The organism is Halanaerobium congolense (assembly GCF_004366375.1).
In the GTDB taxonomy this organism is placed as follows: Bacteria; Bacillota; Halanaerobiia; order Halanaerobiales; family Halanaerobiaceae; genus Halanaerobium; species Halanaerobium congolense.
This window is the reverse complement of sequence record NZ_SOEF01000046.1, coordinates 1-14,883: the sequence shown is the minus strand read 5'-3', so window position 1 is coordinate 14,883 and position 14,883 is coordinate 1. Positions and strand designations below refer to the sequence as shown.

Below are 14,883 nucleotides of genomic sequence, written 5' to 3'. Positions count from 1 at the left end.
GATTATACTTTATTATGGTGAGAGTTACAATAGAAAATCTTTTTATGTCAAGAATATATTAACCTACTCACCATAATCTTTTCCTCTACATAATGGCGATTATGGAGAGCTCTCCATAATCGTCACACTTTTGCCAGCTTGTGGATTAAAAATGGTGGTGATCCCTATAGATTGATGGATTTATTAGATCATCAGAGTATGGAAATTACAAAGCAGTATGTTCACCAATTTTCCGATGATGAGTCTATGAAAAATTATAATCCTCTTGAAAGTCTAGTAGATGATGAAAAAGATTATATTGCTATAAATAAATAATAAGATCTTCACTCACGAGAATCTATCCTGATTTGTAAGTATGATTAGCTGCTTATAAAACGGGATAGATTTTTTGTGTTTAAAACCAAATAAAGGATGATTATTCTAGTTCAAGAAATAATATAATAGCAACTGCTTATATTTTTCAATTATCATATTATTATTTTTAATGACGGGGGAGATTATCATGGCTTTAAGTTTGGAAGGGTTAAATGATTTAATTTCCAATCAATTTGAACTAAATAATCTATTAAGCGATTTTAAAAGTCAAAAAGGCATAAACAATGAAAAAGTAACTTTTCTTGGCATAAATGATATTGCCAGTTACTATTGGTGTTCTAAAGAATCAATATTTAAAGCTAAAGAAAATGAAATTGAGTATTTCAAGAATGCTATTATTGATAGTTATATCGTTTTAGATTTAATCCAGGATCAAAAAATAGAAAATTTAATTACTTTAGGACCATTAGAAATATTATTTAGAGCAGATAAAATTGAAGTGGATGAACTAAACAATTTATTTATAAAAAAAGGAATAAATAGTCCAAGTATAGATAATCGCAGTCTGGGATATGCTCTTTATAAATCTGATGATACTAATTCTCATAATGAAATTATGATTTATTTTGGAAGTTATAATAAAGAAAGAGAAAAAGATACCAGTTTTATTTGTTTTGTAGATACTGTAGAAAAATTTTTGGAATTAGATAATAAATACCAAGAGGAGTTAGTTAGAACAAAACATACAGATACTCGTAGTTTAGAAGAAATTGAAAATGGAAAACCATTGTGGACTAAAAGAAGTTATGCAAGAGCTAGAGGGAAGCTTTTACATGAATTAAATAATTATAAAAATAAATATAAATCATTCAGATGGCATTTTCCCTGGGATAATTATATAGTTACTGGCATTCCTGATGGAATTGGAAGTAATTTTATTTATGAGTATAAGTCAGCTAAAGATAAGTACTATTACCATAATTATATTAGGGCTATTGCCAATGCTCAGGCTGACTTATACGGATATTTCTTTGAGAAGCAAGAAAAGAAAATTGAAACGGTATTTATGAAAGAAGGAGAGTCAAAAAAGATAAATGATAAAACTGATATTGATAACGCTTCAAATATTTTAAATATTTTCAAAAGTACTTTAACAGGGAATTTAGACCATATAGCTCCAGTAGAATGGAAATGTAAGAAATGTGATTATTATGATGAATGTGAAGTAACTTCATTAAAGAACTAAAAAGTATAATTTAGTCTGTGAATATATTAAATTTTGACCCGTTCTGGATAATAAGATAAAATGAACACCGAAGAGCTTATAACCATTTAAAAGAGGTGTTTTATGGAGTTTTTTAAATTTACTTTTAATCAAGAGGCCAAATCTGAGAAAACATATAAATTATCTGACCTAATAAATGTTGATATTGAAGAAATAGATTTATATCCAGAAATTGATGATACAGTCCCTGATTATAAGAGAATATATAATCAGTTAAAACAGCATATTTTCTTTGAGTTTAACAAAAAGTTCAGAAATAATGAAAAATTTGTCTCATTAATATCTGAAGAGTTAGGCCATAAATTTTTATCTACTCTAAAAACAATTTATAGAGAAAGACTGCCTTTCCATAAAAGAAATAATTATAGAAAAGTAGACCCTAGATATTTGCATTTAAGATATTTAAATGAAGAAGATGAGATAGATTTCACTTTAAATAATGATCCAGAAAATCAGCTTGAAAAAACTGTTGAGAAAAAAGTTAATTTAGAGGTGGAAAATTTATTAAATGAAGTTACTACTTCTAAATTAATTGAGATATATATTGAATATAAGATTAAATATTTAATACAGCAGCAGGAAGAAAGAATAGTAAATTGTTGTGAGAACTCAGAACTAGATAAACTCAATTTAACTTTTCAATATGATTATAATAAATTTGATTTTTCGCATAATGCTTTTATAGACGAAGTTTCTTATGAAATAGGTGAGACTATATATAGTAGGAGCACTAGCATAACTCTAGAAGGTTTAGAGAGAATAATGGGATTACGTTCATCTTTCACGGAAGTAGAGTTGTGGGATATTTCAGATCTAAAAAGAGTTTCTAAAATAGCCAGTGGTAAACCAATTTTTAAATCGACTACAGTCTTATTCCAATTCAGATCATTAACAGAAAGCATCTATAATGACGGACCTGCAGTTGAAGAAAAAAAGGATCAATATAGGACAAAAATATTTATAGCAAAGAAAGATGTAAAAGAAGTTAATGATATTATTGATAAAATAGACTATAAAGTTGAATACTTTGGTGTTGAATTAGGTTTAATGAATTTATTATTATCTACATTCATAATGGCTAAATCATCAGAGTTTGAGGCAGTAAAAATTCAAGCCAGTAATCTTATTAAAAGAATCTGGATGGGAAGTCAAACCAATAAGACTAATAAAAATAAGTTGAAAAGATTATACTATATCTTAAAAGTATTAAACAATATTAAAATTAACACTTTAGATATTCCTTATCATTCTGATATTAAGAATTCTAAACTTTGGGATATTCAATTTGAGTATTTAGGGAATTTAGAATTAGATCATTCAAAATCAGAAGATAAAAAAATTGAAGATGTATTTGATGATTTTTATTTTTATTTTAAACCTGGTTCTTGGAGTAAAGCATTTCTTGAAGATAAAACTTTTTTTGCCAAAATAGAAAAAGATATATTTAAAAAGACATACATAAATAATCGGTTCTTCTTTAGAATGTTTAGCTATTTAATTTTTTTGTATAGAATTGAAAATAAAAATTTCAGAGAAACTAAAATTAGAGCCATCAATTTATTTAATAAGGTTATTGATTATGAATTTGTTGGGAAATATGAAAATGATACAAGTCAAATTAAATCTCGCCTTTTAAAACATTTTTTTGTGGCATTAAAAGAATTAATTAAGCGTGGTTGGGAAATTGGAATCCGAAATGATAGATTTGAATTTTTGTTAAATGACTTTAACGAAAAGATTACTGAAAAACATTTCACCCCACATGACATAAGATTTTTAAAGCAAATTTTTATTAAATTTAAACCGCCTGAAGAATTAAGAGTAGATATGCCAATAAAAGAAAATCAAAGATTAATATCTGAAAAATTTAGTGAGCAGCTAAGTTATTATTTGGAACAATCTGGGAAAAGTCAATTCGGTTTAGCAAAAGATTTGGAGCATGTTTATCAAGCTGAAATTTCTTTAATAAAAAACAAAAAGAAAAAATCAATTGGAAAAGAAAAATACAATGAACTCAAAAATGAAATATATTCAGAGTAAATTAGACACCTTAATAGGGTGTCTTTTTTTTTTGCCTATTTTTAAAATAAAAATTATTTAATTTTAATATTTATTTCATTATAATAATAATTATTTTGTTTTTATATACTATAATCACTGTTATAAAAGCATTATAAAAACTAATAATATAATTATATAATTTTGAATTATTATTTTAGAGCCAAAAGCAAGTAAATTATTTATAATGGTCTCAAGCTCGATATTGAAAAACGAAGGAGGTGCTGAGCAGTAATGAAAAATGAAGAGCTCGAAAAAAGTTATTTCAATAAAAAAATTAAACCGCAGTGCTCTGAAGAAGAAGCGGTAGAAATTTGGTACACAGCTCAGAAGTACGGATTCAGCTTTATAAAGAATGAAATCTTCTTTAGAAGAGATGGAGATAAGAATATCATCTGTGCTTCTCGTGATGGATTTTTGGGTTATGCAAATAATCATCCCAAATTTTCTGGAATGAATTCTGATGTAGTTTATGCTGAAGATCAGTTTGTGCGAGAGAATAATGAGATAAAACACAGATACGGTAGTGAGAGAAGCAAAATTGTAGGAGCTTATACATTAATAAAGCGTGAGGATTTCGAATTGCCGACCTATTACTTTGCTTCTTTTGACCAATATGCTTTTGAAGCTAATAAATTTTGGGAAGAGAATGGTCCTAGTATGATTCAAAAGATTGCAGAAGCAATTGCAATAAAGAAGGCATTCAACATTTCTAAGGTGTATTTAGTGAATGAAATTTTTCAGCAAACAGAAACCACATATTTAAATACTTCAAATGTAAAGGTTGAAAATGCTGATAGACTTAAAACTTTGAGAGAAATTGTAGTTAATAATGAAGGTTTGAGACAGTTAGCGATTCGAGAGTTTAAGTCACTGAATATTTTTGAAGATGATTTGAATCTTTCTACAGTTATTTATAGTTTAACGGACAATCAGTTTTCTGATGTGATTGATAAGTTAGATGAACTTAGAGTTAATAAGGTAGCTTAATTTCATAGACATTGATGGTATGGCAAAATATTTTTTGCCGTCACGAAGAAATATATATTGAAGACATAAATCAAAAAACAGGAGGAATTTGAGATGAGTAAATATGTTGGAAAAGGACGAAGAGGAGATACGTATGGCGAGAATTATTTTGGACACAAGTATAGACAGGGAAAAGCTTATTGTAAAGCATGTAAATACTTCAAATTTGAGTACTATTGTGATTATTATGATGGAACAGCTTTTTATCCAACTAAGAAGAATAAAAGTTGCGAAGGATTTGTAGTTGATTGGGAAACTCAGTATGGGAAAAAACTAAAGCAGAAAAATACTGATTGTTCAGGTTGTGAGAACTTATCTCTGAAAGGTAAAAAAGTAAGGTGTGAAGTTGCATCCAAAAAAATTGCACACATTAATAAAGCTAAATATGGGCATGTAAAGATACCAAAATGGTGTCCAGAAAATATAGGAGGTAATCAATAATAAGATGAAAAGATTGAAAGAAAAAATTCAACAATCAAATATGACTAAGACACAGAAAGCGTATGCATTATTAGAACATATAACTGAAGAAACAATGATTGATCAGCATAATAAATCTTATGTAATATTGAAGGATGGGAATTATAGAAAAATATTAAGATTAGGTTCAGATAAATTCGGAAAAATATTGCAGGCAAAATATCATAACTTAACTGATAATACAATAAACTCTAGTTCCATCAAAGAAATTACCCAATTATATTCTGGTAAAGCAGAATTGTACTCGCCCAGGGTAAGTATGAATTTAAGAGTAGCTGAAAAAAATGATTCAATTTATTATGATCTTGGCAATTCTAAATGGGAGGTGATTGAAATTTCTTCTGATAACTGGAAGAAGATAAGCAGCGAAAATTCACCAGTATATTTCAAGAGATATTCTCATATGAATGAACAGATTGAACCACTTTATGAGTCTATGGATAAAGGTGATCCCAAGAAAATACTGGATTATTTAAATATTGAAAATGAATCAGATGAAGCTATCTTGCTTTTAACATATATGGCTTCACTCTTCATTCCAAAAATTGTACACCCAGTTCTAATTTTATTAGGACCACATGGATCAGCCAAAAGTACTATGTTTCGCTTAATTCAGAGAATAGTTGATCCAACTGAAACTGAAATCTTGAATATACCTAAAAATACTGAAGAATATATTCAAAAAACAGCTCATTCATGGGTGTCCTTTTATGATAATGTTACCAAGATTCCTCGGAATTTATCTGATGCCATGTGTAGAACTGTTACAGGCGGTAGTCACACTAAAAGAAAACTGTTCTCTGATGATGAAGATATTACTTATAAATTCAAGCATTGTGTTGGTATAAATGGGATTCAGTTTAATAAACTACAACCTGATTTATTAGATAGATCAATTATTTTAAATATGGACCGAATTACTGGAAGAAGTCGCAAATCAGAAATAAGTTTGATGGACAATTTCAAAACTGATAGAAGAATAATATTTACTGGGTTCTTAAATCTTATAGCAGATGCAATGCAAATAGTTGATGATATTGATCTAAATAAAGTGGAACTACCAAGAATGGCTGATTTTTATAAATGGGGAATAGCATTTTCCAAAGTATTGGGTTATGGTCAGCAGAAATTTGAAAGGGCATTTAATTTAAATAATGCTGCTGCCCCTGATCTTATTAGTCAACAGAAATCACTCGTAAAAATTATTGATGAATATTTAGATAATAATGATAAGTGGTCGGGTACATCTAGTGAACTTCGTTCGGAGCTTATTAAATTTGCAGATGAAAATGACATGAATAGTGATATTATACCTGACTCACCTGACTGGCTTAGTAGAGATATTAATAAATATTCCAAAGGAGATATATTTAATAAAATTGGTATTGACTTTCATAAAAAGCGAAGCAATTCTAAAAGATTAATTGAGTTTAATAAAACTGTTTAATTTCTTCATAGTAATTCATATATAACCGTGACGCTAGTGACGCCAATAATGATCATTTCTAAATATATACACTATGTATTTATAGGTGTTTTATATTACTAAATCATTAAAAATGGTGTCACTGGCGTCACGAATTAAGTTCTCTGTCACTCACGAAGAAAGCTTTTGTCTCTGAATTATTGGAACTAGCAAAGATTACTTCTCGTGATTGATGATTTGACGTTTTAATAGACTACTAAAAAATATTAGGAGGAATTTATTTTGATTAAAATTGACAAGAAAATTGCTGAGGATATTATTGAAGTGCTTAATGATGAATTTAAGGATAGAATATATAACTTTAAGTCTTTCGGATCTGACTTTCAGATACTAGAAAGTTATGCTAATGATAATAAAGGGATGCTAAGGGCCACTAAAATAATTAATAATCATTTAGGATATATCTATGGTATTCATGTTGCTATTTATGAGTTGAGAAATTGTTTTAACAATAATAAAAAGACAAAAAATCATCTTAGCTCAGTAATTAATAGATATAATTTCGATGGACATTTTTGGATAGATAAATTTATGACTGATAATATTAACAGCTCTCGGATAATAGAAAATATAGATGTTATTGAAGAAACCAATAGCAACAATATAATTTTAAATAAAATCATCAGGTTAATGATAATTTCTAATGAATATTTAATTAAGCCATTAAAATCAATGTTTATATTAAAAAAGAAAGTTGATGTATTAGATCCTCAAACGGGGATAAATAATATCACTCGCCTTATATCTTTTGTCAGGGGTCTCCACTTCTCGATTGGGATAATCATGAGAGAAACTGGAGTTAGTTTTGAAGATTTAAGTTGGCGTTTCCCTTATCATGCGGATGAATGTAATTTGATAATTGACAGCTTGAATAATTTAGAACTAGAAATAAATAAAGAATTAAATTTATCTGAAGAAAAAGTAGGATTTGATTTTTCTTTAATAGGCTAAAAACCTGAAAATTTTAAGCCTGGAACTATTGTTTTATTGAAAAAGAAAAGAATCTTTCGATGCCCCACCCCTCTTTTGAATAGGAGCTAAGGTGGGGTGTTTTTATATCTAAACTAATAAGTAGGTGATGATTATTTATAAGAAAGAATGTCCTAACTGTGATGGTATTTCATACAGCTCATGTAAAAAAAGAAAATGGATTTGTCCTTATTGCAAAGAAGATTTATCAGATATTACAGCAATAAGAGCAAAAAATAACTCATAATAACTAATAAAATTCTACACACTCAGCTCGGGTGCTCCCGGCTGAGTGTTTATTATATTCGCTTTATATAAAAAAATAAAACTTCCTAAATATGGAATTGCCATATAAAACCTTGAATTAACAGGGATATTAACAACAATTGAATTTAATTGAACCAATTCCATTCAAACGCATGTTTGCTTTTGTATTAAATCTAGTGTATATTAAAAATATAGTAGTTTAAATGGGAGGAGATAAAAGTGGAAATTAACCAAAGAGATTTTGAGTATTTAATTGGTGTTATTCAGGGAGATGGTAATGTCAGAAAGAGCAGAAATGAAGTTAGAATATTCATTAGTGAAAAGGAAACAGAGTTTATCAATATTATTCGTGAAATGGCTATTGAAACATTTGGAATATCCCCTCGTATTTATTATCAAAAAGATAATTCTTTAATTGTTCTGAATTTTAGGTCTAAAGAACTAACAAATTTGATTTCACAATATAAAGATTCAACTACTGGTTTGTGGTCTATTCCTAAAAAGCTAAAATATCCTGAAGAATGGATAGCAGGAATTTGGGATACTGATGGTTATGCAAAGTTTGAGGATGGAAGATTAGAATGCATCTTTACTCAAAAATCTAATGATAATGTTAAATTTGTAGAATCAGCTTTAGAAAAAATCGGGATAACTCGCTACAATGTTAGCACTTTTGAAGATGATCGCTGGCAGGAGTTAACAGAAACAGACTATTTAAGAATTTGGAATGTTGATACAGAAATTTTTGCTAATAAAATCAACTTAAGATTTCCTAAAAAAAGTAAGGCTCTTGAAGAAGCTCTTGCTCACAATAACTTTTCTACTTATCGGCCAAGAGGAGATTTCAAAAAAGAAATTATGGAGTTAATAAAAAATAAAACTGGTTTAAGTAATAAAGAAATTGCTCAAAAATTAAATAGCTCAGGTAGTCAGGCAACCAAAAAGCTTACAAGATTATTTACTGAGGGTGAATTATCAAAAAAGAAAGAAAATGATAGATGGCAACTAAACAATAATTTAAAAATTGAGGAGTGGTAATATGGCTAAATGTACTTGTGGTAAAAAATTAGGACCTGAGCAAAAGTATTGTTCTAGAGAATGTGGCGGTAAAATGCACTTATTAGAATGTGAAATTATTGATCAGAAATGTTTTAATTATGCGGTTGGTGTTCTTCAAGCTAACGCATCTTTTAAAAAGAATGAAACTATTGTAATTGAAATTGATCCTGGCGAGGTTCCATTTGCTCCTATTTTAAAACGAGAATTAGATAAAGCATTTAACATAAAACCAGAGCTCTATGAATTTCAAAGAAATGCTAATGGGAAAATTAGATATTATTTAAATTATAATAGTAAATCTTTACAGAGAAGATTAAAAGATATCTTTGGTGAATTTCCTAAAAGAAATTTAGAAATCGATTATCCTAAAGAATTTATTGCAGGCTGGTTTGATACAAGAGGAGTTGTTTATGAAACAGTTATGGATGGTAATCTCTTTATGATTAATACTGATGCTCAAGGAATGTTGGAGACTGTAAAAAGAGAACTAAAAAAATTAGATATTCACTATATTTATATTCAACATGAAAAAGGAGAATATTTAGCAATTAAAGAGCAATCTAGAGATGTTTTTACTGATAAAATACCATTAAAAAATCCATATAGGATTCCTTCAGTAAAAATCAAGAGGACCTCTAGATATCGGCAGAGAGGTGAGTTGCAAAATGTATTAATTTATTATCTTTTTTCAGACGCTTATAAAGAAGCTAAAGATCTTGCTAATAGAACTGGAGAATTAAAGAGGGCTATTTCAACTAATCTAGCTCGATTAAAAGACAAAGGGATTATAGATTTAATCAGACGAAATGTTTCCTGGTCTATTAATGATGAGGATAATGAAAATGACTAATTAGACAGGAAAAATCTAAAAATTTCACGCCTGGAACTATTGTTTTAACTGAAAAAGAAAATAATCTTTCGACGCCCCACCCCCTCTTTTAAAGAGGTAAGGTGGGGATTTTTTTATGCCTAAATTTAAAGGAGGTGATGTTCATGTATAAAAAAGAATGCCCTAATTGTAATGGCAGCTCGTTCAGTTCATGCAGTAAAGGCAAATGGATCTGTCCTTATTGTGAAGAGGATTTAACAGAGGTTGAAGAAGTTATGACAAATGACAATGATTAAAAATATTTTAAGCTACTAATATCTATCAGCTCTGTTCAGATGACAGGGCTGATCAAACTTTTTGGGAGGTAATAATATGTCAAAATTTAAAACTAGAGAACTTTTAGAGAAATTGGGTAAGAAGATTGAGAGTGTACAGTCATCAGAAGAATTTCAATCTATTCTTGAATCATTCAGCAAGTTTCATAGCTATTCATATCATAACTCACTATTAATTCTGACTCAAAAACCAGATGCCAGTTTTGTAGCTGGATATAAACAATGGCAGCAGAAGTTTAACCGCCATGTGAAGAAAGGGGAAAATGGCATTGCTATTCTTGCCCCCTTTTCTTATAAAAATAGAATAGAAAAAGCCAGTAATGATAATGAAAAAGAAAAAGATTCAGATGATGAGAACTATGTTAAGAAAACTTATTTCAAACCAGTATATGTATTTGATGTATCTCAGACTGAAGGAGAAGATCTACCAGAAATTGATACAAGCCTTGATAATAAGCACCAATACTTACTCAACCCTATTCTAAGTCTGGTTAATGAAAAGGGAGTAAAACTCAAATTTGAGAGTCTAAAGAATGGGTTAGATGGTTATTCGAAAGGAGGTGAGATTGTTATTAATAAGGCTCTTAATCCTACTGAGAAAGCTGCAGTGATTATCCACGAACTAGCACATGAAATTCTTCACTCACGAGAAGAAAGAGCTGTGTTGACTAAGGAGGTCAAAGAGCTAGAAGCAGAAGCTGTATCCTTTGTCGTTATGGACCACTACAATTTGGAGATCAAATCAGATCAGTACCTTGCCCTTTATAAGGAAAGTTATGACTTAAAAGACAGCTTAAAACGGATCAGTAAGCTGGCAACCTCAATAATTAGCTATTGTGATCAGAAATTAGAACTTAAAAAATCTTAAGGAGGAATAAAAAATGAGTGCTCAAAACAAAGTAGTTGATATTAATAAGAATCGTGATGAGTTAATTACCTTTACTAAGGAAGAAGTGGAAACAATCAGGAATACTGTTGCTGATAATGCCAATCCTGATGAACTAAGAATGTTCCTGCATATTGCTAAAAGTTATGGACTAGACCCTTTCAACAAAGAAATATTCTTCTGGAAAATAGATGGAAAGCCAACAATTATGACTTCTCGTGATGGATATTTAAAGATTGCAGACAGAAATCCTAATTATGATGGTCTTGTATCAGATGTAGTTAGAGAAAATGATAAGTTCAGACGGAAAGAAACAGGAATTAATCATCAATATGGTACCAAGAGGGGACAGATTGTAGGTGCTTATGCTTTAGTTTATAGAAAGGACCGTAAGTATCCTATTTATGTCTTTGCTCCATATGAAGAATATAAGGCTGATAAGAGAGTCTGGAACTCCTATCCTTCTGCCATGATATTAAAGGTTGCCGAATCTATGGCCTTAAAAAGAGCCTTCACTGTTAGTGGTTTAGTTTCTCGCGAAGAAATGAATACTCAGCAGATGGAAAATAATAATTATGATGATGTTCCTTTTAGCCAGGTGCAGAATAATAATGATCAGTCAGTAGATGTTGAGGAGGTGAAAGCAGATGATAATAGTGAGTTATCTAAAAGAGAAGAAATAATCAAAGAAATAGTCGGTAACAATAATAAGCTTAAGAATGATTTATTCAATTATCTTAAGCATGCTAAAAAAGAGAATGGACTTAAGCAGCATGAAAAGATCTCTATTGATAAACTGACCGACAAGCAGTTTGAGCAGCTAAAGAGTATTTTAAGCAGTTTTAAAAAGCTTGCATAGACGGGATGATTCATTTGATTTCTGTTAAAGGTTACATTGGACAAAAATAAAATTGAAAGGATGATAAAAATGAGTAAATTTAAGGTGGATGTTAACTGGATTGAACGACATGGAGGTAATCTAATAATTCAAGCTGAAAACGAGAAGGAAGCAATTGAATTATTAAAATCAGATCAGAATAGATTATTGGAAATTATGATAGATAAGTATGCTAATGAAACTTTTGATTATGTTGGAGAAATTATTGTAAATCGCTGTAGTGATGAAATGGATGATTCTAGTATAGATGTTGTTATTAAAAATGGTGAAATTAATAAAGAATAAGTAAGGTTGGGTCATTGATTATTATCTGGTCAAAAAAATGAAAGGAGAGTTATGAAAACATTAAGCAGTTTAATAATCGGGATTTTTTTATTTGTCGGTAGCTTTTTATGGTTTAGCAGTCAGCCTGTTGTTGAAAGCTATATTAATCAATATGAGTGGGATAACACATATTATGTTGAAAGAGGTGATACACTTTGGGATTTAGCAGAAAATATTAGCTCTGCTGAGGAAGATTACAGAATTGTAATAGCAGCTATTAAAAAAGTCAATAAAATTGATAGTTATTTAAAAGTCAATCAAAAAATAATATTACCTAAAAATTAGCCATCATGCAGGAATAACTGTGTGGTGGTTTTTTTTATTTGAAAGGAGGTGAATTAATGCCTGTTAATGGTGTTCCCAGTGATGATTGGAGAGTTAGACAAGCAATGGGTGATTATGCCGAAAGAATGGATGCAGATCAAGCAAGAAGATGTCATCAAAAACTACAGGAAAAGAGATTAAAATCTAAAGAAACTTCTATTCGTGAATGTGAAGATCTTGACTTTGAAATGCCGTTTTAAAAAATTAAAAGGAGATGATACTAATGGTAAATATTCAGAAGTTCAGTTTGAGAGTTGTTAAAGAATCTGGTGGAAGATATGACATTGATAAGAGTGTTGGTAACCCTATACAGGCAAGAGATCTATTCATTGAGGTATTAGAACTTGATCAGAGAGCTGAAGAAGTCTTTGCTATGGCTACCCTTGACATTAAAAGCAAGGTAACTGGTGTATTTGAGGTTTCTATTGGTAATCTAACCTCTAGCCTTGTCTCACCACGAGAAGTATTTAAGCGGGCTATTTTACAGAATGCAGCAGCTATTGTTCTAGCCCACAATCATCCGAGTACAGTACCCGAACCTAGTAATGATGATGTTACTGTGACTAAGAAACTCATCAAATCAGGTAAAATACTCGGAATAGATATTGTGGATCATATAATTATCGGTAGTAAGGATAATTATATCAGTATGAAGGAAAGAAATCTAATTTAATTAATATTGAATACTGGCTTAGGTTTAAAATCTAAGTCAGTATTCTTTCTATTATTTTAAACTAATTTGCATTATTTTTTATTAAGTGGGATAAATTTGTCGAATTGTAGATAAAGGAAAATCCATTTATTTCAAGAAGTATATATTTAAGTGATGTTTGTTTGAATAGGTTAGTTGATTCAGACAATATTAAAGTTGAAAGGTTAATCAAAACGATTTAAAAGGAGAGTGTAGTGTGGGAATACCAAGTTATAAAATTAAAAAGAGACAAAAGGCTAAAGACACTTTAAGTGGTCTAATTAATAATGATGAGAATGTATTAATTATCCATTATTCCTGTGAAAGTTTTTATAACATTAAAGATGGTAGAACGCCAAGAGTAACCTCAATAGCTATTAGGTTTTTTGAAAGTGGTCAAACTAAATCTTTTTCTATACATAAAATAGCGGAGCGGGAGGGAATAGCTTTAGATGAAATTGAATCAGACTATGATGATTTAGAATATAAAATGTTAAATGAATATTTTGAATTTGTCAAAGAACATAAAAATTATAATTGGATACATTGGAATATGAGAGATATGAATTATGGGTTTGAAGCAATAAAAAATAGATTTTCGGTTTTAGATGGTGAACCTGTAAAAATTAAAGAAAGCAAAAAATATGATTTAGCAAGAATTATGGTTAGTTTATATGGTTTAAATTATATAGGGCATCCAAGACTGAAAAAATTAGTAGAAAAAAACGGGATCACTAAAAGAGACTTTTTAACTGGTAAAAGAGAAGCTGAGTGCTTTGAAAGTAAAGAATTTGTTAAATTACATCAGTCAACTTTAAGAAAAGTTGACATTTTTCAAACGATTATAGAAAGATGGGCCAATAATTCTTTGGAAACTAACTCAAATATAATTGATATATATGGATTGAATCCCCAAGGGGTTTTCGAGTTAGTAAAAAACCATTGGTTATTTTATTTAATTTCTACAATTTTCTTCTTATTTTTAGGAGGATTAATAAGTAATTTTATGGGTTAATGAATTTAAGTATTTTAGATATTATGGGATCTAAAAGACTCAAAGTTTAGGTTGCTTTCATAATTTATGGAAAATTAAACATGAATCAAATCTACCCTATCTATATTTTAAATTAGTAAATCAACAGATTTTTAGATAAATAACTTTAAAAATGGAGCGATACTATGAATGAAAATAGCCCTTTAGGCCTTATTAAAGAAATTATTGGGAATCTAAATAATCAGTTGTCTTTAATATATTTTATTTTTATTATTTTTATATTTAGTTCTTTACAAGAGAAAACATTTTCACAGCTAAGAGAATTAATGTTTGCAATTATTCCTGTTAATATTGAAAATTATTTGATAGATATTTTTTCTTACCATATTTCTATTACTAAATTCTTATTATTTATTAATTTTATTGGTTGGATTCCTGCTTTGATTATGTTATTAATTATAGGATTCAGTTATTTTAAAAATTTTAGTCCAGATCTTTTTAATAATAATATATTGAGTAATTTACTTGTTTTATCTCAGAAATATATACATATTTCTTTTCACTAGCATTGCATAAAAATATTTAAGCATTGTCAAATTTAAGTTATTGAGAACATATACTATCTACAGAATATTCAGTCACTACCTTATCCTT

17 protein-coding genes are annotated in these 14,883 nt (G+C 29.1%); all 17 read left to right on the top strand.

All coding sequences use genetic code 11. The features are described from left to right. The first annotated feature begins 138 nt into the window (after nt 1-138). The 17 genes from C7954_RS12365 to C7954_RS12290 all read left to right on the top strand — a co-directional run bounded on the left by C7954_RS12365 (nt 139) and on the right by C7954_RS12290 (nt 14,250). Nucleotides 139-315, top strand: coding sequence for a site-specific integrase (locus C7954_RS12365; RefSeq protein WP_134060159.1), 177 nt, complete (start codon nt 139-141; stop codon nt 313-315). A gap of 187 nt (nt 316-502) precedes the next feature. Continuing rightward, nucleotides 503-1,561, top strand: coding sequence for a hypothetical protein (locus tag C7954_RS12360; RefSeq protein WP_134060156.1), 1,059 nt, complete (start codon nt 503-505; stop codon nt 1,559-1,561). 102 nt (nt 1,562-1,663) lie between these two features. After that, nucleotides 1,664-3,640: a hypothetical protein gene (locus tag C7954_RS12355; RefSeq protein WP_134060155.1), complete on the top strand. Its 1,977-nt coding sequence runs from the start codon at nt 1,664-1,666 to the stop codon at nt 3,638-3,640. A 252-nt stretch (nt 3,641-3,892) separates the two neighbouring features. Then, complete coding sequence (locus C7954_RS12350; RefSeq protein ID WP_134060153.1) at nt 3,893-4,648, top strand: recombinase RecT; 756 nt, start codon at nt 3,893-3,895, stop codon at nt 4,646-4,648. A 93-nt stretch (nt 4,649-4,741) separates the two neighbouring features. Next, entirely contained in the window at nt 4,742-5,128 is a 387-nt protein-coding gene (locus C7954_RS12345; RefSeq protein ID WP_134060151.1) for a hypothetical protein, read from the top strand. 4 nt (nt 5,129-5,132) lie between these two features. Then, nucleotides 5,133-6,614: a hypothetical protein gene (locus C7954_RS12340; RefSeq protein WP_134060149.1), complete on the top strand. Its 1,482-nt coding sequence runs from the start codon at nt 5,133-5,135 to the stop codon at nt 6,612-6,614. Between the two features lie 261 nt (nt 6,615-6,875). Beyond that, nucleotides 6,876-7,604: a hypothetical protein gene (locus tag C7954_RS12335; RefSeq protein ID WP_134060147.1), complete on the top strand. Its 729-nt coding sequence runs from the start codon at nt 6,876-6,878 to the stop codon at nt 7,602-7,604. 504 nt (nt 7,605-8,108) lie between these two features. Continuing rightward, nucleotides 8,109-8,927 carry an LAGLIDADG family homing endonuclease gene (locus tag C7954_RS12330; RefSeq protein WP_166667728.1) on the top strand — a complete coding sequence of 273 codons (819 nt, stop codon included), beginning with the start codon at nt 8,109-8,111 and terminating at the stop codon, nt 8,925-8,927. 1 nt (nt 8,928) lies between these two features. Continuing rightward, nucleotides 8,929-9,798, top strand: a complete 870-nt coding sequence (locus tag C7954_RS12325; protein ID WP_134060143.1) for a BaiN/RdsA family NAD(P)/FAD-dependent oxidoreductase — start codon at nt 8,929-8,931, stop codon at nt 9,796-9,798. Between the two features lie 143 nt (nt 9,799-9,941). Further along, nucleotides 9,942-10,073 (top strand): hypothetical protein, encoded by a 132-nt coding sequence (locus tag C7954_RS14090; RefSeq protein ID WP_276330814.1) that lies wholly within the window; start codon nt 9,942-9,944, stop codon nt 10,071-10,073. Between the two features lie 76 nt (nt 10,074-10,149). Then, nucleotides 10,150-10,980, top strand: coding sequence for an ArdC-like ssDNA-binding domain-containing protein (locus C7954_RS12320; RefSeq protein ID WP_134060141.1), 831 nt, complete (start codon nt 10,150-10,152; stop codon nt 10,978-10,980). A gap of 13 nt (nt 10,981-10,993) precedes the next feature. After that, nucleotides 10,994-11,857, top strand: coding sequence for a phage recombination protein Bet (bet, locus tag C7954_RS12315; protein ID WP_134060139.1), 864 nt, complete (start codon nt 10,994-10,996; stop codon nt 11,855-11,857). A 69-nt stretch (nt 11,858-11,926) separates the two neighbouring features. Continuing rightward, nucleotides 11,927-12,181 carry a hypothetical protein gene (locus C7954_RS12310; protein ID WP_134060137.1) on the top strand — a complete coding sequence of 85 codons (255 nt, stop codon included), beginning with the start codon at nt 11,927-11,929 and terminating at the stop codon, nt 12,179-12,181. Between the two features lie 51 nt (nt 12,182-12,232). After that, a complete protein-coding gene (locus C7954_RS12305; RefSeq protein WP_134060135.1) occupies nt 12,233-12,505 on the top strand; it encodes a LysM peptidoglycan-binding domain-containing protein in 273 nt (90 codons plus the stop codon). Between the two features lie 56 nt (nt 12,506-12,561). Next, the gene (locus C7954_RS12300) at nt 12,562-12,744 is read left to right on the top strand and encodes a hypothetical protein (RefSeq protein ID WP_134060133.1); all 183 of its coding nucleotides are present in this window, start codon (nt 12,562-12,564) and stop codon (nt 12,742-12,744) included. 23 nt (nt 12,745-12,767) lie between these two features. Further along, nucleotides 12,768-13,217, top strand: coding sequence for a JAB domain-containing protein (locus C7954_RS12295; protein WP_134060131.1), 450 nt, complete (start codon nt 12,768-12,770; stop codon nt 13,215-13,217). A gap of 235 nt (nt 13,218-13,452) precedes the next feature. Continuing rightward, complete coding sequence (locus C7954_RS12290; protein ID WP_134060129.1) at nt 13,453-14,250, top strand: hypothetical protein; 798 nt, start codon at nt 13,453-13,455, stop codon at nt 14,248-14,250. Nucleotides 14,251-14,883: the final 633 nt, after the last annotated feature.

What these genes read in the sequence shown, in the direction of transcription:
- C7954_RS12360 (WP_134060156.1), top strand. Translation starts at nt 503, where the DNA reads ATGGCTTTAAGTTTGGAAGGGTTAAATGATTTAATTTCCAATCAATTT.
- C7954_RS12355 (WP_134060155.1), top strand. Translation starts at nt 1,664, where the DNA reads ATGGAGTTTTTTAAATTTACTTTTAATCAAGAGGCCAAATCTGAGAAA.
- C7954_RS12350 (WP_134060153.1), top strand. Translation starts at nt 3,893, where the DNA reads ATGAAAAATGAAGAGCTCGAAAAAAGTTATTTCAATAAAAAAATTAAA.
- C7954_RS12345 (WP_134060151.1), top strand. Translation starts at nt 4,742, where the DNA reads ATGAGTAAATATGTTGGAAAAGGACGAAGAGGAGATACGTATGGCGAG.
- C7954_RS12340 (WP_134060149.1), top strand. Translation starts at nt 5,133, where the DNA reads ATGAAAAGATTGAAAGAAAAAATTCAACAATCAAATATGACTAAGACA.
- C7954_RS12325 (WP_134060143.1), top strand. Translation starts at nt 8,929, where the DNA reads ATGGCTAAATGTACTTGTGGTAAAAAATTAGGACCTGAGCAAAAGTAT.
- C7954_RS14090 (WP_276330814.1), top strand. Translation starts at nt 9,942, where the DNA reads ATGTATAAAAAAGAATGCCCTAATTGTAATGGCAGCTCGTTCAGTTCA.
- C7954_RS12320 (WP_134060141.1), top strand. Translation starts at nt 10,150, where the DNA reads ATGTCAAAATTTAAAACTAGAGAACTTTTAGAGAAATTGGGTAAGAAG.
- bet (WP_134060139.1), top strand. Translation starts at nt 10,994, where the DNA reads ATGAGTGCTCAAAACAAAGTAGTTGATATTAATAAGAATCGTGATGAG.
- C7954_RS12310 (WP_134060137.1), top strand. Translation starts at nt 11,927, where the DNA reads ATGAGTAAATTTAAGGTGGATGTTAACTGGATTGAACGACATGGAGGT.
- C7954_RS12305 (WP_134060135.1), top strand. Translation starts at nt 12,233, where the DNA reads ATGAAAACATTAAGCAGTTTAATAATCGGGATTTTTTTATTTGTCGGT.
- C7954_RS12300 (WP_134060133.1), top strand. Translation starts at nt 12,562, where the DNA reads ATGCCTGTTAATGGTGTTCCCAGTGATGATTGGAGAGTTAGACAAGCA.
- C7954_RS12295 (WP_134060131.1), top strand. Translation starts at nt 12,768, where the DNA reads ATGGTAAATATTCAGAAGTTCAGTTTGAGAGTTGTTAAAGAATCTGGT.